The 19,431-nt window shown below is 57.5% G+C and carries 15 protein-coding genes; 7 read left to right on the top strand and 8 right to left on the bottom strand.

Going from position 1 to position 19,431, the window contains the following annotated elements; translation table 11 throughout:
* The first annotated feature begins 13 nt into the window (after positions 1-13).
* From asd to A8710_RS03265, 4 genes are all read left to right on the top strand, one after another.
* Positions 14-859, top strand: a complete 846-nt coding sequence (gene asd / locus A8710_RS03280) for an archaetidylserine decarboxylase (RefSeq protein ID WP_198341614.1) — start codon at positions 14-16, stop codon at positions 857-859.
* A gap of 228 nt (positions 860-1,087) precedes the next feature.
* Positions 1,088-2,557 carry a hypothetical protein gene (locus A8710_RS03275; protein WP_068858030.1) on the top strand — a complete coding sequence of 490 codons (1,470 nt, stop codon included), beginning with the start codon at positions 1,088-1,090 and terminating at the stop codon, positions 2,555-2,557.
* A 313-nt stretch (positions 2,558-2,870) separates the two neighbouring features.
* Positions 2,871-4,289, top strand: coding sequence for a hypothetical protein (locus tag A8710_RS03270; RefSeq protein WP_068858029.1), 1,419 nt, complete (start codon positions 2,871-2,873; stop codon positions 4,287-4,289).
* Between the two features lie 107 nt (positions 4,290-4,396).
* Positions 4,397-5,284, top strand: coding sequence for a LysR family transcriptional regulator (locus A8710_RS03265; protein WP_068858028.1), 888 nt, complete (start codon positions 4,397-4,399; stop codon positions 5,282-5,284).
* On the opposite strand, the gene serB is transcribed toward A8710_RS03265, so the two are convergent.
* The 6 genes from serB to thiC are packed head-to-tail and all read right to left on the bottom strand — an operon-like array spanning position 5,276 to position 13,707.
* Positions 5,276-6,499: a phosphoserine phosphatase SerB gene (serB, locus tag A8710_RS03260; protein ID WP_068858152.1), complete on the bottom strand. Its 1,224-nt coding sequence runs from the start codon at positions 6,497-6,499 to the stop codon at positions 5,276-5,278. The genes A8710_RS03265 and serB overlap by 9 nt on opposite strands.
* A 15-nt stretch (positions 6,500-6,514) precedes the next feature.
* Entirely contained in the window at positions 6,515-8,758 is a 2,244-nt protein-coding gene (parC, locus tag A8710_RS03255; RefSeq protein ID WP_406609581.1) for a DNA topoisomerase IV subunit A, read from the bottom strand.
* Positions 8,759-8,760: 2 nt separating this feature from the next.
* On the bottom strand, positions 8,761-10,650 hold the full coding sequence (gene parE / locus A8710_RS03250) for a DNA topoisomerase IV subunit B (protein WP_068858027.1): 1,890 nt from the start codon (positions 10,648-10,650) through the stop codon (positions 8,761-8,763).
* The gene (locus A8710_RS03245) at positions 10,647-11,210 is read right to left on the bottom strand and encodes a DUF1249 domain-containing protein (RefSeq protein ID WP_157686261.1); all 564 of its coding nucleotides are present in this window, start codon (positions 11,208-11,210) and stop codon (positions 10,647-10,649) included. Before A8710_RS03245 ends, parE begins: the two co-directional genes overlap by 4 nt.
* Entirely contained in the window at positions 11,207-11,821 is a 615-nt protein-coding gene (locus A8710_RS03240; RefSeq protein WP_068858025.1) for an NUDIX domain-containing protein, read from the bottom strand. The genes A8710_RS03245 and A8710_RS03240 overlap by 4 nt, the downstream gene beginning before the upstream one ends.
* 2 nt (positions 11,822-11,823) lie before the next feature.
* Complete coding sequence (gene thiC, locus A8710_RS03235; protein ID WP_068858024.1) at positions 11,824-13,707, bottom strand: phosphomethylpyrimidine synthase ThiC; 1,884 nt, start codon at positions 13,705-13,707, stop codon at positions 11,824-11,826.
* 208 nt (positions 13,708-13,915) lie between these two features.
* Here thiC and A8710_RS03230 point away from each other — a divergent pair, with 208 nt between their 5' ends.
* Positions 13,916-15,271 (top strand): TolC family outer membrane protein, encoded by a 1,356-nt coding sequence (locus A8710_RS03230; protein ID WP_068858023.1) that lies wholly within the window; start codon positions 13,916-13,918, stop codon positions 15,269-15,271.
* A gap of 7 nt (positions 15,272-15,278) precedes the next feature.
* Here A8710_RS03230 and A8710_RS03225 read toward each other — a convergent pair whose 3' ends face one another.
* A complete protein-coding gene (locus tag A8710_RS03225) occupies positions 15,279-15,995 on the bottom strand; it encodes a 16S rRNA (uracil(1498)-N(3))-methyltransferase (RefSeq protein WP_068858022.1) in 717 nt (238 codons plus the stop codon).
* Positions 15,992-17,269, bottom strand: a complete 1,278-nt coding sequence (gene waaA, locus A8710_RS03220) for a lipid IV(A) 3-deoxy-D-manno-octulosonic acid transferase (RefSeq protein ID WP_068858021.1) — start codon at positions 17,267-17,269, stop codon at positions 15,992-15,994. Before waaA ends, A8710_RS03225 begins: the two co-directional genes overlap by 4 nt.
* A gap of 86 nt (positions 17,270-17,355) precedes the next feature.
* On the opposite strand from waaA, the gene lpxL reads away from it, so the two are divergent.
* Both lpxL and rfbB read left to right on the top strand, forming a co-directional pair.
* On the top strand, positions 17,356-18,306 hold the full coding sequence (gene lpxL, locus A8710_RS03215; protein WP_068858020.1) for an LpxL/LpxP family Kdo(2)-lipid IV(A) lauroyl/palmitoleoyl acyltransferase: 951 nt from the start codon (positions 17,356-17,358) through the stop codon (positions 18,304-18,306).
* A gap of 3 nt (positions 18,307-18,309) precedes the next feature.
* Entirely contained in the window at positions 18,310-19,371 is a 1,062-nt protein-coding gene (gene rfbB / locus A8710_RS03210) for a dTDP-glucose 4,6-dehydratase (protein ID WP_068858019.1), read from the top strand.
* Positions 19,372-19,431 lie beyond the last annotated feature (60 nt).

The raw sequence follows: 19,431 nt of genomic DNA, 5'->3' as shown, positions 1-19,431 counted from the left end.
CACCATGGCTCTGCTGCGCGACCGCCTACTGACACTGCCGCAATACCTGATTCCTCAACATGGCCTGTCACGACTCGTGGGTAGCTTGGCAGATAGCCGCACGCCCTGGATCAAAGACACCTTCATCACACGCTTTGCCGCACGCTACCAAGTAGACATGAGCGAGGCCGCCGAGCCCAACTTGTCGGCCTATGAAAACTTCAACGCCTTCTTTACGCGCGCACTCAAACCCAACGCGCGTCCATTGGATAGTCGCCCAGACAGCATATTGTGCCCAGCGGACGGTGCTGTTTCTCAGCTCGGCCCCATCACGCAAGATCAGATTTTCCAAGCCAAGGGTCACAGCTACTCACTGAGTGACTTACTCGCCAGCGATACCGATGCGGCAGCTTATATTGGCGGCCAATTTGCCACGGTGTATTTATCCCCGCGCGATTACCATCGGGTGCATATGCCACTCGCAGGACGCCTGACCAAGTCCGTCTATGTACCGGGCGAGCTGTTTTCCGTGAACACACGCACGGCCGAAAATGTGCCCAATCTATTTGCCCGCAATGAGCGCCTCGTAGCTCACTTCGACACAACCCTGGGTCCGATGGTGGTTGTATTAGTTGGTGCCATGATCGTTGCCAGCATCGAGACCGTTTGGGGCGGCGTAGAGCCCATCGGCAATGAAGTCCGCGTACGCGAGTTTCCAGAAGGGCAGCAAATCACGCTGAATCGAGGTGCTGAAATGGGCCGCTTCCGCCTCGGCTCCACTGCAATTGTGCTGTTCGGACCCGATGTGATGGGCTGGGATGAGCGCTATGCCGCTGGCACACCGACGCGCATGGGCGAACGACTCGGCAGCGCCTGCTAACACGCCGCCGTCTCCACAGCCCCTTTCTGCGCTGCGTACACAAGGTTACGCAGCGCAGACACTCCACAACCTCGCCTAAACACCCGCTTTACGCCCTTCATATCGTGCAACCAAGCTACAACTAAACCTCTGTACGCCACCCTCTAAGCACTTGCTACGGTTGCAAATGTCAGCAGTTGCTCTTTCGCACTGCGTCAGCAACCGGCATTTTGCCATGAGGAAAATACGATGAATAAACTCAAACTCACTGGCTTGGCAGCCGGTCTAATGATTGCCCTAAGCCTTGCAGGCTGCGGCGCCGATGGCGGCAGCTCGAGCGGAACTGGAACCGGAGGAACAGGTGGGACTGGTGGCGGCACAGGCGGTACGGGTGGCGGTACGGGTGGCAGCAGCAGCCTAATTTTGTCCGACACGCGCAACCAACTTTCGGGTGTGTTGGTGAATCTGGGCACCACGGTTCAACAAAATACACCAGCAGGCAGCCCCCTCGACATTGGTGGCTTTCTGATTGCACTCAACCCGGTAGTTAACAATTTGTTGACCGGCCCTGACGCTACGGTGTCTGGCCTACTGGATGGCGTACAAACCATTCTGGCCAATCCAACCCCTGCAGGTTTCAGCATCGCAGCGGGTCAAATCCAAGAAGGTCTCAGCGCACTGCCACCGTCCGTAGCAAGCCTGGCCCAAACGCTGCCCTGCGCGCTAGCCACCCTTGCAGGTCAACGTGGCAGCGTCTGCACCGGTAGTGACCCAGCGCAACAACTGCAAAACCTGATTGCTCTGTTTTCCGGGGGTAATAACCCATTTGCCGGCACACCATTGGCCGGGCTTGGCACGGCTGGCGCACCCGGCACACCAGCCGGCGGCCCAACCGGTACGCCTTTAGACGCATTACTGGCCCCACTACTGACTGCGCTCGGCACCCCAGGTGGCGCATCCCCTGTGCCACTGAATGGCCAGCTAGTGGATAGCCTAGGCTTAGGCCTTGCAACCGTGGGTGATGCCATCGTAGACGGCTACAACAACCTTCCAGGCAGCGGACAAATCCCACTGGCAGGGGAAGTGGTGCAAACACTGGGTAGCGTATTAGCAGACCTTGGTGTCACGCTAAACACACTGGAAAGCGGTACGGGTGTGAGCGTGGGCAACACACTGAATAACACCCTCACCAATGTCAGCAACTTGTTGACTGCACCTACCGGCCTCCTTGGCACGCTGGCGGCAGCCTCTGGTAATGCTCAGTTTATTAGCGCCGTAAACAGTGGCAATACGCAGCTCAACAATGGCATCGACACGTTGACCAATACGCTCAACACGACGCTGCTAACACAAGTGGACAATTCTGTACTGACCCCGGTACTTACCGCACTGGCACCGCTGTCTTGCTCACTCGCCCTGTTCGGCGACTGCAATGGCAGCAGCACCAACACAAATGCCCTAACCTCACTCGTAACATCGCTGACCTCAGCATTGGATGTGAGCATGGGAGGCGGTGTGCCATCCACAACGGTCATTTCGAACTTAACCAGTGCCATCACATCAGCTGCCGGCACAAACAACAATGTGGTCACCACACTGCTCACCACCATCACCACACTGCCTACCACCACGAGCACGGGCGGCAGCACCGGGTTATTGGGCAGCCTTCCTATTGTGGGAGGTATTTTGGGCAGCCTAGGCGGCCTTCTTGGAGGCTAATCTCCGCGCCTGTGAGCGCTGATACGTCCTGTATCTCAGCCTGTAAAAACAACCCCAGCCAGGGAAACCTAGCTGGGGTTGTTTTTTATCTGAAACAAAGCGATGACAAAAAGCATCGCCCTCTCTATGATTCGCGCCCTTAAATGCCTCATGAATCAGCAACGACTTAACAGTCAGTTACAAAAGCAAGACAGTTTGCAGACTGTGTAACACCTGGTCGCCGCCTAGGATGCGCTTTGTAAAGGTTTGCTGATTTTAGTAGACATCACTTTTTCATTGATAAGCGGGCCCCCAACGGGTCACAGAGGTTTTTATGCACAACGTTAAACTGACTCGATTGGCTGCTTACCTAGCCTTGGCCGCTGGTCTCGCTGCTTGTAATGCCGATGGCAACTCCACTGGCAGCAACACCAACACCAACACCGACACAAACACTTCTTCGAATGTTTGCCAAAACCTTCAGCCTTCTGGTGCTATCACAACAACTCAGGGCGCGCTTTGCGATCTGCTAGAAGACACTCCTGCTGGCCCACTCAGCGACGTACTGAACAACCTGATTGGCACTAACGGAACACTGGGCGAACTAACAAGCGCTCTTGAAGAACTGATTGGCCCAACTGGTCAACTTGGCCCAGTAAATGATCTCCTCGTTACCCTAGTTGGTGCCAATGAAGACGGCGCTCTGACACCGGTTATCCAAGGCCTAAACTCGATTCTGGTTCTGCTCAATGCAGGGGCTGATCCCGCAGCGATTGCAGAGGCTTTAGCGGGTCTCGGTGGTGGTGAAGGCGGCGGCAGCACAGGCCCAACAGGCACCCCGCTCGATGCCCTGTTGACACTGGGCGGCGACGCCAATCCGTTAACAGCCCTGCTGGGTGCACTCGGCGGCGCTGGCGCATTGCCTGGCACAGGTGGTGGTACGGGTGGTGGCACTGGCAACATCGGTTTGATCACTCAAGTTCAAGGCATCTTGGGTGACGTCACGAATGACACCCCACTAGTGGCAGTATCTGAACTGGTAGATACGCTGCTGGATCCACAGTCTGGCGCTCTGGAGCCCTTAACAGCCGCTCTGGAAGACCTCACCAACGTATCGGGTGGCCCACTTGGCCCGCTGTCTGAACTGGTTAATGGCTTAATTGCTGCTGACGATGCTGCTCTTGCACCGGTCATCACTGCGCTTAACGGCGTTCTGGTTGGCCTGCTCACCAACCAAGACCCCGCCGAAATTGCTGCAGCGCTGCAGGGTTTGGCAGGCGGTCTGAGCGCGGGCGGTGGTAGCAATCCGCTGGCTGGCTTAATCCCTTCGGCAGGTGGCGGCACCGGTGGTGGCACCAGCGATGGCGTTATCTCCGGCGTGCAAGACACTGTTGATAACTTGCTGGGCAACACGCCGCTCACACCAGTTCAAGACTTGGTGAATATGCTGGTTGATCCTAATGCAGGCGCGCTCGCACCACTGACAGGCGTCCTCAATGAAGTCACCTCCAGCGGTGAAGCACTTGGCCAGCTTAATGACCTCGTCGACGCCCTAGTTGCTGCAGATGATGCTGCGTTAGCGCCGGTAATTGACACCTTAAATGGCATCCTCAGTGGCGGCGCTGGTACAGGCACCGGCGGCGGCGCAGTTCCAGGCCTAGACGCACTCAACCAAATCCCTGTTGTTGGCCCCGTACTCGGTGGTCTGCTCGGTGGCTTGTTGGGCGGTATCACAGGTGGCCTCCCCATCTAACCGACTGCTCCGGTAACACCCAAAACCCGCGAACTCGTTTCGCGGGTTTTTTTATGGCTAGGTCAGCGTAAACTCCAGTCAAACTTTCACGATGACCGAGTCCCCGCATGCGCATCACCCTCAGACAGCTCGACGTTTTCTCTGCCGTGGCCCGCGAGGGCAGCGTGACCCAAGCGGCAAAATGGCTGAACCTGACACAGAGCGCGACCAGCATGGCGCTGGCGGATCTAGAAGCGCAACTGAATGCCAAAGTGTTTGATCGTCTGGGGCGTCGGTTACAGCTCAATGACCTCGGTCATCGCCTGCTGCCATTGGCCCAGGAAACGGTCGCGCGCGCGCAGGAAATTGAAGATATCGCCTCGGGCAATCGTCCGGGTCAGGGTCGTTTGCGCATCGGTGCCAGCCTGACTATCGGTAATTACCTGATGCCCCAATGCATCGGCAACTACCTGCAAGCCTACCCAGAGTCGGAAATCGCTCTTGAGGTCGGCAATACCCGTCATGTCATTGAGTCTGTACGTCAATTCAGCTGCGATGTGGGCTTTATTGAGGGTTTTTGCCATGAACCGGACATCGAAGTGCTGCCGTGGCTGGAGGATGAGCTAGTCATTTTTGCCAGTGCAAAACACCCGTTGGCTCGTAAGCCATCACTGCATGCTGCTGACTTTAACGACGCACAGTGGATTTTGCGTGAGGCCGGCTCAGGCACGCGAGAGGTGTTTGATAATGCGGTTGCGGGAAAACTACCCACGCTGAAGGTGCGTTTAGAGCTCAGTCATACTGAGGCCATTCGGGGTGCAGTAGAGGCCGGTATTGGCATTGCCTGCGCGTCACGATTAACGCTGAAAGAAGGGCTATCGGCAGGCACGCTGGTGGTACTGCCCACGCCCTTCCTGAACCTAAAACGCTCGCTATTTATGCTGCGGCATCGTAACAAATATGCGACTCGCAGCCTGACTGACTTTATGGCGATGTGTCAGCAGACCTTAAGCTAGCTCCACGTCGCGATCGCGCACACCGAGCAGGTACAAAATGCCATCCAGCCCTAAGGTGCTGATGGCTTGTTTGGCATTGGCTTTCACCAGCGGCTTCGCACGGAAAGCGATGCCAAGGCCGGCAATCGACAACATGGGCAGGTCGTTGGCACCATCACCCACGGCAATAACCTGCTCTAGGTTCACGCCCTCACTGGCGGCGATTTCCCGCAACAATTCTGCCTTACGCTGGCCATCCACCACGCGCCCTACGACACGTCCAGTAACCTTACCGTCCTCGATTTCCAGGGCATTAGCATAAACATAATCAATGCCTAATTTGCGTTGCAAATACTCGCCGAAATAGGTGAAGCCGCCAGAAAGAATCGCAGTTTTATACCCCAGCGCTTTCAGGGTCCGCATGAGGTGCTCCGCCCCTTCGGTGAGTTTGAGTGACTGCGCAATAGACTCCAAAACCGAGGCATCCAAACCCTTCAGCAACGCCACCCGCGCCTCAAAACTTTGGATAAAGTCGAGCTCGCCCTGCATCGCACGTTCGGTAATTTCTGCCACTTGCTCACCCACGCCGGCCGCCTTGGCCAGTTCATCAATGACCTCATGCTCAATGAGTGTGGAGTCCATATCAAAACAGACTAGGCGACGATTACGGCGGAAGGCGTTGTCTTTTTGGAAGGCAATATCCACACCGAGCTCGCCTGCTAAGCGCAGGAACTCACTGCGCATGGCATCGACATTGCGCGGCTCACCACGCACTGAGAATTCAACGCAGGCTTTGCCGCGGGCATCGGTCTGCTCATCCTCTAGCGACACACGGCCTGATAGGCGCTGCAAGCCATCAATATTCAAGCCTTGATCGGCGATGAGCTTGGTAAGTGCTGCCAGATGTTCGGCGGTAATTTTGCGGGCGAGCAGCGTCAGGATATAGCGCGCCTTACCATGCCCCGCGACCCAATGGTGATAACTGTCGGCACTAATCGGCGTGAATCGGGCTTGCAGGCCTAAGGCATGCGCCTCAAAAAGCACGGCCCGCATCAGCAGCGCCGAGTCATTCTCCCCGCCCGTTTCAATCACTAGCCCTAGGGTTAATTGATCATGAATCACCGCTTGGCTGACATCCAGAATGTTGACCTGATGCGCCGATAAGGCCTGCGTTAGCACGGCACTGATGCCCGGACGATCTGGCCCCGCAATGGAGACGAGTAAAATTTCACGCACCGAATTCATCTCCCTTTAACTCACACTCAAGCCGTCTACTTTTTGGAACCCACGCGGCAGTTTTTGGCCACGGCGACCACGCTCACCTTGGTAATGCTCGAGGTCTTTTTGCGTTAAGGTCATGTGCCGGCCGCCGGCATGAACGGTTAATTTATCACCACTGCGAATGGGCAATACCTGAACCACGACTTCCTCTTCGCTAGCCAGCAAAGACATGAGCTTATTGCCCTTACCTTTTGCCAAGCGCGGCAGATCTTTCACGGGGAATAACAATAGCCGACCCGTATTGCTGAGCACAGCCAGCTGGTCATTCTCTGCATCGGCGATGAGTGTGGGCGACAACACGGTGGCGCCATCCGGCACATTCAGCAGTGCCTTACCGTTCTTATTGCCGGCCTCTAAGTCTCCCAGCTGCGCGATAAAACCGTAGCCGGCATTGCTGGTCAGCAGGAGCAGACGTGCCGCATCGCCCATCACCACCGCCATAAACTGCGCGCCGCTGGGCGGGCTCAATTTGGTGGTGAGTGGCTCGCCTTGGCCGCGAGCAGAAGGCAGTGTGTTGGCCGCCAGCGAATAACTACGCCCCGTGGTATCTAAGAAATGGACGAGCTGATTGCTCTTGCCTTCGGCCTTGGCCAAATAGGCATCACCCGCCTTATAGCTCAGGCCAGCCGCGTCCACATCATGACCTTTAGCGGCGCGCACCCAACCCTTTTCAGACAGCACCACAGTGACCGGCTCGGCGGGCGTGATGTCGGTATCACTGAGCGGAGCGGCGTCTTTGCGCACCACCAGCGGCGAACGACGTGCATCGCCGTACTTGGCCGCATCGGCCTGAATCTCTTTAACCAGCAGCTTTTTCAGCAGCGCGTTCGAGCCCAGCACTTTCTCTAATTGCTCACGCTCTTTCGCCAGCTCATCTTGCTCGCCGCGAATGCGCATCTCTTCCAATTTGGCGAGATGGCGCAGCTTAAGCTCAAGGATCGCTTCCGCCTGAATGTCGCTGAGCCCGAAACGCAGCATGAGCTCAGACTTGGGCTCATCCTCGTAACGAATAATGCGAATGACTTCGTCGATGTTGAGGAAGGCAATCAACAAGCCATCAAGGATGTGCAGGCGCGCGTTGACCTTATCGAGACGATGCTGCAAACGCCGGCGCACGGTCAGCGTGCGGAATTCCAGCCATTCGCCGAGCATCTCGCGCAGGCCCATGACGCGCGGGCGGCCATCGAGCGCGATCACATTCATGTTGACGCGATAGCTGCATTCCAAATCGGTGGTGGCAAATAAATGCCCCATGAGCTGCTCAACATCGATGCGGTTAGAGCGCGGCACAATGACGAGGCGAGTCGGGTTTTCATGGTCGGACTCATCGCGCAGGTCAGCCACCCACGGAAGTTTCTTGGCCTGCATCTGGTCGGCAATCTGGGTCAGAATTTTCGCGCCCGATACCTGATGCGGCAGTGCCGTCACCACAATATCGCCATCCTCAATTTCATAGACCGCACGCATGCGGAAGCCACCCTTGCCGGTGGCATACATCTGAATCAATTCATGACGCGGCGTAATGATTTCGGCGGCAGTGGCGAGGTCGGGGCCGGGCACAAACTCGCAGAGCTCATCTAACGAAATGCCGGGGTCGTTAAGCAACGCGATGGTAGCGTTGGCAATCTCGCGCAGGTTATGCGCGGGGATGTCCGTGGCCATGCCGACGGCGATGCCGGTGGTGCCATTGAGCAATAAATTCGGCAGACGAGCAGGCAGCACGCAAGGCTCATCCAGCGTGCCGTCAAAGTTTGGCTGCCAATCCACGGTGCCCTGTTCTAGTTCGGCCAGCAGCGTGTCGGCATAGGGCGAGAGACGCGCCTCGGTATAACGCATGGCCGCGAAGGACTTGGGATCGTCCGGCGAACCCCAGTTGCCCTGACCATCGACCAGCGGGTAGCGGTAGCTGAACGGCTGCGCCATCAGCACCATGGCTTCGTAGCAGGCCGAGTCGCCATGCGGGTGGTACTTGCCGAGTACATCACCGACGGTTCGGGCCGATTTCTTGTGCTTGGCCGAATTTTTCAGGCCGAGCTCACTCATGGCGTAGACGATGCGACGCTGCACCGGTTTCAGGCCGTCACCGATGTGCGGCAGGGCGCGATCCTTGATCACATACATCGAGTAATTCAGGTACGCCTGTTCGGTGTAGGTTCGCAGCGGGACGAGCTCGGTGCCGTCTGCTGGGGTGGATAACATCAGTTCATCGGTCACGCTCAAACCTCCACATCCGCTAGGTTGCCCTTGCTTTCCAACCAGCTTTTACGATCACCCGAGCGCTTCTTCGCCAGCAACATATCCATCATTTCGTGAGTCGCCTCGACCTCATCTAGCACCAGCTGGATGAGGCGACGCGTATCCGGCGCCATGGTGGTTTCCCGCAGCTGCAGCGGATTCATCTCACCCAGGCCCTTAAAGCGTGTCACCTGGGGCTTTCCGCGTTTGTTCTCCGCTTCCAACCTATCCATGATGCCCTGCTTTTCGCTTTCATCCAGCGCATAAAAAACCTGCTTGCCAAGATCGATACGGAAGAGTGGAGGCATTGCCACACAGACATGTCCGCCGCGCACCAAGGCGGGGAAGTGCTGCACAAACAAGGCGCACAACAAGGTGGCAATGTGCAGACCATCGGAGTCCGCATCGGCAAGAATGCAGACCTTGCCATAGCGCAAGCCGCTGAGGTCATCGGAGCCAGGATCCACGCCTAATGCCACCGCGATATCGTGTACTTCTTGCGAGGCCAAAATTTGCGATGAGTCTACTTCCCAGGTATTCAGAATTTTGCCGCGCAGGGGCATTACCGCTTGGAATTGACGATCTCGCGCTTGCTTAGCCGAACCGCCGGCCGAGTCGCCTTCAACCAGAAACAACTCACTTCGCGCAATGTCACTGCCGGAACAATCCGCCAGCTTCCCCGGCAATGCCGGACCGGAGGTGATGCGCTTACGCGCGACTTGCTTGCTTTGCTTGAGACGTTTTTGCGCAGAATTAATGACCAGCTGAGCCAGCTGCTCAGCAATGTCTGTGTGCTGATTTAGGTATAGCGAAAAGGCATCTTTCACCACACCCGACACGAAAGCTGCCGACTCGCGTGAAGACAAACGCTCTTTGGTCTGGCCAGCAAACTGCGGGTCCTGCATTTTCAGCGAGAGCACATAGGCACAGCGCTCCCACAGATCTTCGGGCGCGAGTTTAATGCCACGCGGCAACAGACTGCGGAACTCACAAAACTCGCGCAACGCTTCCAGCAAACCGGTTCGCAGGCCATTCACGTGCGTGCCGCCCTGAACGGTCGGAATCAAATTAACGTAGGACTCTTGGGTTAGCTCACCGCCCTCGGGAAGCCACAGCACGGCCCAATCCACTGCCTCGTTCTTGCTTTCAAGCTTACCCAGAAAAGGTTGGTCAGGTAGTCGCAGCCAGTCTTGGGTCGACTCCATGAGGTAGTCTTTCAGACCGTCTTGATAATGCCACTCCATGCGCTCGCCACTGGCTTCATCATGGAAGTGCAAATGCAGGCCGGGGCAAAGTACCGCCTTGGCGCGTAAGACATGTTTAAGCTTACTCAGCGAAATTTTCGGCGAATCAAAGTAACTGGCATCCGGCAAAAAGCGCACCACCGTGCCGGTCGCGCGCTTACCGCACTCGCCCACCACCGCCAATTCCGTCACCTTTTCACCACCCGCAAAGGCCATGCGCCAGAGCTGACCATTGCGCTTCACCGTAACTTCCAGCGACGTGGAGAGCGCATTCACTACCGAGGCGCCAACACCGTGCAAGCCCCCGGAATATTTGTAGTTTTTACCCGAGAATTTACCGCCGGCATGCAGACGCGTGAGGATGAGTTCGATACCCGAAACGCCATGCTCCGGGTGGATATCCACGGGCATGCCACGGCCGTTGTCACTCACCTCAATAAAGCCGTCTGCCGCAAGGACAACACGAACCTCATCGGCGAAGCCACCCAAGGCCTCATCCACCGAATTGTCGAGAATTTCCTGAACCAAATGGTTAGGGCGTGTGGTGTCGGTGTACATGCCCGGGCGCTTGCGCACCGGGTCTAAGCCAGACAGGACTTCGATAGAGGCGGCGGTATAGCCGGTCATTGCGCATCCTCAGGTTGCGGTTCATCAAAAATAGACAGATTACGCTGGTCCCAGTTTCGGTAGTCTGGGCTCAAGCGCGGATCTCGGGGCAGACCGAAGCGTAAACAATGCTGCAGGCAGTCGCCAAGGAATTCGTTCACCAACTGCTTTTCATTGACTCGCCAGCCGGATTGATGTTGGACGGGCACTATCGCCGGAATGCGTCTTGCGGTTTGAAAGCGCAGCACATCTGCCATGCGTGCGTCGTGAAACAGGCGCACTTCCATGTCGAGCTCAGGGCACCACGGCAAGGTCGGTGTCATCTGTGCTAATCGCCATGTTTCGGTATAACGCGTGCGCTCTACTCGCTGCAGCTGCAACACAGGCTGCACGCTGATGAGCTCACTCGCCAGCATGACGTCTTGTCTATCACCCCACGCAAACTCCAGGGGCGAGACAGCGCCTAAGCGATCCCCCACACCCGCACCACGCAACAGCTTTTGCAAACGGGCGTAATTAAATTCATAGAGCGCATGCATGCCCGCCAAATCGACGGTGTAGCGAGGTTTGAGCGCGCTCAACGTGACCACTTCGACACGATATGCACCTTATTCAAAGCCAACCATTGCAACGCCAACATGCACGGCGCGTTATTGATCCGACCACTGCTGACAAGCTGTAAAGCCTGCTTCAGACCCAGCACGATGACACGAATATTCTCGCCCTCTTCGGCAAGGCCATGAACGCCACCGGCGCGAGACAAATCGGCTGGAGCCACGAATAAGGTAAAGCGCTCATCTGAGCCGCCCGCACTGGGCATAAACTCAAAGACTTTCTCGAGATCTGTAATGACCACACCGGCCTCTTCTAACGTCTCTCGGCGAGCCACCGCTTCGAGCGCCTCACCTGGCTCGACTAGACCTGCAACCACTTCATATTGCCAAGGATGCTGATCGTCGATAGCGCCTACTCGAAACTGCTCTATCAGCAGCACATCGTCGGTTTTTACGTCATAGATGAGCACGCCAACGGCCGGTGGACGCACAAACATTTCGCGCGTGATTTCGCGCCCCATGCTGCCGTCAAAATGCCGATGCTGTAGCCAAAATTTGTCGACGCGGTAGAAACCCTGAAATAGGGTTTCCCGACGGTTAATCACGACATCATTTCGGCCCAGCTCATTGCTGCTCATGCTCACACCACCTTATAGATTTCGGCACCCTGCTCACGGAACTCCGCCGACTTCTCGGCCATGCCTTTTTCGGCCTCGGCGAGCGCAGCGGCATCCTCCAGTCCGGCGGCGTAATCGCGTACGTCTTGGGTGATCTTCATGGAGCAGAACTTGGGGCCGCACATGGAGCAAAAATGCGCGACCTTGTGCGCTTCTTTCGGCAGCGTTTCGTCGTGATATTCGCGCGCGGTGTCCGGGTCCAGCGCCAGGTTGAACTGGTCATCCCAACGGAACTCGAAGCGCGCCTTGCTCAGTGCGTTGTCACGAATCTGCGCGCCGGGATGCCCCTTCGCCAAGTCGGCGGCATGCGCGGCGATTTTGTAGGTGATGATGCCGTCCTTCACATCCTTCTTGTTCGGCAGGCCGAGATGCTCCTTCGGCGTCACATAACAGAGCATGGCGCAGCCGAACCAGCCAATCATCGCAGCACCGATGCCGGAGGTGATGTGGTCGTATCCCGGCGCAATGTCCGTGGTCAGCGGGCCGAGCGTGTAGAACGGGGCCTCGTCGCAACAGGCCAGCTGCTTTTCCATGTTCTCTTTGATGAGGTGCATGGGCACATGCCCCGGACCTTCAATCATGGTCTGCACATCGTGCTTCCAGGCAATCTTGGTCAGCTCGCCAAGCGCTTCCAGCTCGCCGAACTGCGCGGCATCGTTGGCGTCGGCAATAGAGCCGGGACGCAGGCCGTCGCCGAGCGAGAAGGACACGTCATAGGCCTTCATGATGTCGCAGATGTCTTCGAAGTGCGTATACAGGAAGTTTTCTTTGTGATGCGCCAAGCACCACTTGGCCATGATGGAACCGCCTCGCGAGACGATACCGGTCATTCGTTTCGCGGTCAGCGGCACATGGCGCAGCAGCACGCCAGCGTGGATGGTGAAGTAGTCCACGCCCTGCTCCGCCTGCTCGATGAGCGTGTCGCGGAACAGCTCCCAGGTCAGGTCTTCGGCCACGCCGCCGACCTTCTCCAGTGCCTGATACACCGGCACCGTGCCGATCGGCACCGGCGAGTTACGGATGATCCACTCACGGGTCTCGTGAATATTCTTGCCCGTGGACAGATCCATCACCGTATCGCCACCCCAGCGGATGGCCCAGGTCATCTTCTCGACTTCCTCGTCGATGGACGAGCCCAACGCCGAATTGCCGATGTTGGCATTGATCTTCACCAGGAAGTTGCGACCGATAATCATCGGCTCCAGCTCGGTGTGATTGATGTTGGCCGGGATGATGGCGCGACCACGGGCGATCTCGTCACGCACGAACTCAGGCGTGATGATCTTCGGAATCGACGCGCCAAAGCTCTGCCCCGGATGCTGGTGATTCAGCAAGCCGGCATCGGCCAGATGCTCGCGGCGCATGGTCTCGCGGATCGCCACATATTCCATTTCCGGCGTGATGATGCCTTTGCGCGCATAGTGCATCTGCGTGACATTGGCACCGGCCTTGGCGCGACGCGGCTGGCGAATGTGGCCGAAGCGCAGATGCGCAGTGGCAATGTCTTTCTCACGCTGCAAACCGAACACCGAGCTGACGCCGCTGAGCAAATCGACATCGCCCCGCTCATCGATCCAGTTAGCTCGCACCGACGGCAAGCCCTGGCGAATATCAATTTTTACCGCCGGATCGGTATAGGCACCGGAGGTGTCATAAACGATAACCGGTGCATTTTTTTCGCCACCCAGGTTGGTCGGCGTATCGGCCAGCGAAATTTCGCGCTGCGGCACCCGAATATCGGGACGCGACCCCGTGACATAGACTTTGCGCGAATTGGGCAAGGGGGCGATAGCAGCGGCATCGACCTGAGCAGAGCTGCTCAGGAAGGCGTTTTCGGGCGAATTCATGTGAGTATCCTGTTCGGGCAACGAGGCCGCCGCAGTCAGCGCCAGTGGGGCGAGTTTCGGGGGCAGCAAGATCAGCCCTGCACTATATAGCGGGGGGTTGAGGGCGACAACTCAAGCAGACTGACAAATGGCGAACAAGGCCATCGCTTGCAGTTAACGATGCCTCAGCTTAGGCTCACAGCCTTCAACATACTCACGAGTATCTCGCATGCGTTTGCGCCACCTTGCCACCACAGCTCTTGCCCTGAGCCTGCTTTCCGCTCCTTCTGTGCAAGCAGACACACTGGACCTCCTCGCGACCCTGCGCCTAGCGGATCAAAATGATCCGAACTTAGCCGCCATTCGCGCCAGCGCACGAGCAGCGGAACAAGGCCCTATCATCGCTCGCGCCAGCTTACTGCCCCATCTTGCCGCCAACGGCAGCCTTGGTGACACAACACTCAAGCAAGATGCACCAAACCCCATGGGTGGCACCATCCCCACCCGCACGGACTACCGCAGCACACAATGGAGCGTGAAGCTGTCGCAACCCCTGTTTGACTGGAGCAGCTGGCATCAATTCAGCGCCGCCAAGCTGCAACTTTCTCAAGCGCAAAGTGACGCCCTCGATAAAACACAGAATCTGTTCATGGCGGTTTCTGAGGCGTACTTTGATGTGCTGCGTGCTGATGACAACCTAACCTTGGCAATCGCTCAGGAAGCCGCCCTGAATCGCCAACGCGACCAAGCCGAGGCCCGCTTCAAAGTCGGCCTGATTGCCCGGGCGGATGTGATGGAAGCTGAAGCCCAGCGCGATAGCGCGACAGCACAACGCCTCACCGCCGAGATTGGCCTGAGCAACTCGCGCGAGAAGCTCAACGCAGCGGTCGGCCGGGACATCGGCAAGCTTGCCCGCCTGCGCGAAGACCTCCCGTTGGATGCACCCGTCCCGGATGACGCTGAAGCTTGGGCTAAACTGGCGCGGGAGCGTAATCCTGGGTTAGTAGCAGCCCGCCTGCAAAGCCAAGCCGCCCTCGCCGCGCGTCAAGCACAGCGTGGCGGTTATCTCCCGCAAGTGGCGCTGTTTGCCAGTCACAGCGTTCGAGAAAATACCGATGTGAGCGGGGCAAATCAGTCCATTTCTTTTAATGCAGGCGAAACTGATGTGGTCGGTATTGAAGCGCAGTGGGAGCTTTTTGCCAGCGGGCGAACCCGCGCCTTAGTTCAACAAGCCACGGATAATGCTGAGGCCAGCAAACAGTCTGCCTTAGCCCGCGAGCACCAGATTGTGACGGCTGCTCGAACCAGCTATCTCACGCTTAAAGTGGATAGCGCGCGCCTGCAAGCCAGGCAACGTGCACAGGCCTCTGCACAACAGGCCTACACCGCCACCAAGGCGGGTTACGATGTGGGCACACGCAACATTGTGGACTTGTTACTGGCTGAAACCAATTTGTACCTCGCCAAACGCGACTACGCGAATGCACGCTACGACTACGTCATCAACAGCCTGCGCCTGCAAGCCGCTGCGGGCATGTTAAGCGAGGCGAATGTGGCCAAGGTTAATAGCTGGCTCATGCCTTAACGGGTCTTCAGATGAGCGGGAGCAGTTTGCCCAGCGCGACCGCAACCGCAGTCTCAACGCGTAAGATTCGCGCGCCCAGCGACACAGGCTTTAATCCCGCAGCCTGCAGCAGAGCGACCTCATAAGGAATAAAGCCGCCTTCTGGGCCGATAGCCACCAGTTGCGGCCGGCCCACATGCGTCGGGCACTCACTGGCATCTACCGGATGCGCCAACCAGCCTTCGCGCCCCAACAACAAGTCAGGCAAGTCATCTTCCACAAACGGCTTTAAACGCTTTGCCAGCGTTATTTTAGGCAAGACCGTATCGCGCGCCTGCTCCAAGCCCAGCAGGAGTTGCTCATGAATGGCGGCCTCGCTTAACCACGGGCTTTGCCAATAACTTTTCTCCACCCGATAGCTGTTGATGAGCACGACATGCTCTACGCCGAGGGTAGTGACCATTTGCAGAATACGCTTAAGCATTTTCGGTCGCGGCAAGGCCAGCACCAAAATAACAGGCTGCTTAGGCGGAGGAGACTCACTGAGCACCACACGCATGCACAACCGCTCCGTGCTTAGCTCTGTGATCTCACCGGAGCCCATCAAACCGTTTAGCTCGCCCACGCGCAAAGACTCACCCACCGTGGCTTGATGCACCGACAAAACATGCGCCAAGCGGCGCCCCGTCAGCACTACTTCGTGGTCTGAAACAAAATCATCGGGCGCTAAAAGAATGAGATTCATGGGCGTAATAACAGCGGCGTCAACACCGCCATCTGCCGTGATACTGCACCCCGATTTGCGTCCAAGACGGCTTGTCCGGCCGATATCTGCTCCTGCCGCGCATCCGCATTTGTCAGCAGTCGCGCCAATGCGTTAGCCAACTCAGTGGCGTCATGCACGGTCTGTAATGCCCCAACGGCACGCAGCTCGGCGTTGATGGTCGCGAAGTTAAAGTCATGCGGCCCGGTCAATACGGGCACACCCAACGCGAGGGGCTCCAAGACATTATGCCCGCCGGTAGGCACCAATGAACCGCCCACAAAGGCCGCCTGAGTGAGCGCCAAATAGCTGAGCAACTCGCCCATGCTGTCACCCAGCCAAACGGACGTGTTAGGCAAAATGGGCTCATCTCGGCTGCGCCGCGCACTGCACTGGCCAGCCGCCTGTATTTGCTGAGCCACTGCATCAAAACGCTCGGGATGACGCGGCACCAAAATCAGTAAAGTCGTGGGCAATTGCTGGCGCAGCTGGGCATGAGCCGCCAGCATCAGGGCATCCTCACCCGCATGTGTACTCGCTGCCACCCAAATGGGCCGATCCTGCAATCCGGGCTGTGCTCGCCACGTCTGCGCTAACGCAACCTGAGCCGGCGTGATGGATAAATCAAATTTCAAACTGCCCGTCACCACCACACGCTCGTCAGGCATGCCCAGCGCCCGAAAGCGTTCAGCAGTCGCGGCATCTTGCGCAGCAACAACGGAGATGGCCGTGAGCAGCTCACGCGTCAGCGCTCCCGCCTTGCGATAGCCGCGCGCCGAGCGCTCAGACAAACGCGCATTGGCCAACAGCACTGGCAGACGCTGAGCTTTTGCCGCAGCCAGCGTGTTCGGCCACAACTCCGTTTCCATCACCACCAAAGCGCAGGGCTGCCAATGCCGCAGAAAGCGCGCGACGGCACCGGGGTAATCGTAAGGGGCGTAAACATGGCTGACGGCATCGCCCCAAATAGCGCGTACGCGCTCGGAGCCCGTTGGGGTCATGGAGGTGATGAGCAGAGGCAGATCGGGGTCAAGCTGACGAATTGCCGCAATCAGCGGTTGCGCCGCCAAGGTCTCGCCCACCGACACCGCATGAATCCAAAGCGGCTGACGGACAGGCCTAGCCTGCAGCGTATAGCCCATGCGCTCGCGCCAGCGAAGACGGTACTGGGGCGATTGGCGTCCGCGCAGCCACAGCCTTAGCCAAATCAGCGGAAACACGAAGCGCAAAATCAATGTGTAAAGCCAGCGCGGCACAGAGCGCTCCCGGACAGAAAGACTGGAGGCCAGCATTGTAGCCGCTTACACTTGCCACCGTTACAGGCACCCGACCAAGGACCCTCATGTCTCGCATCACCCGCGTTAACGACGGCTTTCAATCCGCCTGGCTGCACCCTCGCTACTGGCTGACCTGGCTGCTGGTGGCTTTTGCCTACGTCATGGGCTGGCTGCCTTGGGGGCTGCAGTATCGCCTCGGTAAAGGCTTGGGCTGGCTGGCATATCATTTAGTGCCCATGCGGGTTAACGACACCCGTATTAATCTGAAGCTTTGCTTCCCGGCACTGAGTGAGGCGGAGCGCGAAGCCATGGTGCGCGATGTCTTCCGTCAGGGTGGCATCGGCGTTTTCGAAACCGCTGCAGCGTGGATGAAGCCCACCGAGCACCATCGCCGCCGCATTGCCGTAGAGGGCTTGCAGCATGTGCTCGACGCTCAGGCGCAAGGGCGGGGGGTCATCATTTTGGGGGCGCACTACAGCGGCCTAGACCTCAACGGCACGGCGGCCTCGCTGTTTTTCCCTCTGCACACGGTCTATCGCCCACAAAATAACCCCGTACTCGACTTCTTTATTCGCCGTTGCCGCAGCAAAACCTACGCTGGCCAGATTGATCACGCCGACATGCGCACCCTGTTTAAATGTTTGAAAGCAGGCGAAGTCGTTTGGACCTCGGTGGATCAAGACTTTGGCTTAAAACAAGGCGTGATGGCGCCCTTCTTTGGCCACCCCGCCGCCACCCTGATCGCCACTTCGCGCATGGCGCGCGTGAACCATTCACCGGTTATTTTTGTGCACTTCATGCGCAATGCAGACAACCAAACCTACACCATGACCTTCACGCCGCCACTGGAAAACTACCCCAGTGGCGATGACAGCGTTGATGCCACGCGCCTGAATACGGTGCTCGAGTCGCTGATCCGCCGAGCGCCCACGCAGTACATGTGGTTTCATCGGCGATTCAAGAGTCGGCCAGCCGGTGAGGCTTCGCCTTACATTAAGAAAAAACGGAAACGCTAATTTATGAACATTCTAGTGACCGGCGGCGCCGGCTTTATTGGCTCTGCCGTGGTTCGCGAACTCATTCAGCATACCGAGCATCACGTGATCAACGTGGACTGCCTGACCTATGCCGGCAATCTTGATTCGCTGGCAGGCGTGGTGAACCACCCGCGCTATGCCTTTGCTCAGGTGAATATTTGTGACCGCGCCGGGCTCGATCGCGTCTTTGCCGAACACACGCCGGATGTCGTCATGCATCTCGCAGCGGAGTCACACGTGGATCGCTCGATTGATGGTCCCGGCGACTTTATTCAGACCAATATTCACGGCACCTACACCTTGCTGGAGGCGGCACGGAGTTACTGGACGCAACTGCCCGAGGCACGCAAAGCAGCATTTCGCTTCCACCACATCAGCACCGATGAAGTCTACGGCGACTTACATGGCACCGATGACCTATTCGTCGAGACCACGCCCTACGCGCCCAGCTCGCCCTACTCCGCCAGCAAGGCCGCCAGCGATCATCTGGTACGAGCCTGGCAACGCACTTATGGCTTGCCCACACTCATCACTAATTGTTCGAACAACTACGGGCCATACCATTTCCCGGAAAAGCTTATTCCCCACATGATTTTGAATGCGCTGAGCGGCAAGCCGCTGCCGGTCTACGGCAATGGCCAGCAGGTGCGTGATTGGCTCTATGTGGAAGACCATGCGCGGGCGCTGGTACTGGTAGCTACGCAGGGTGCTATCGGCGAGACATACAATATTGGCGGCCACAATGAGCAGAAGAACCTGCATGTGGTGCAAACGCTGTGTGCGCTGCTGGAAGAACTGGCGGCGGACAAAAAGCCGGCCGGCGTTTCCAATTACTCCGACCTCATCACCTTCGTAAAAGATCGCCCCGGTCATGACGCACGTTACGCCATTGATGCCTCAAAGATCGAACGCGAATTGGGTTGGCGCCCTCAAGAGACCTTCGATAGCGGTCTGCGCAAGACGGTGCAGTGGTATTTGAATAACGAGGCTTGGTGGCAGCGCGTATTGAGTGGGGCTTATCAATTGGAACGGATAGGAGCCTAAATTGGCCTTATTGCCTCGGCCCAACAGCTTACGATACGATCAGGCGATTTAGCTATTTTG

Origin of the sequence: Perlucidibaca aquatica (assembly GCF_001676655.1) — a bacterium.
GTDB classification, from domain to species: Bacteria; Pseudomonadota; Gammaproteobacteria; order Pseudomonadales; family Moraxellaceae; genus Perlucidibaca; species Perlucidibaca aquatica.
This window is presented reverse-complemented; position numbering and strand designations above follow the sequence as displayed.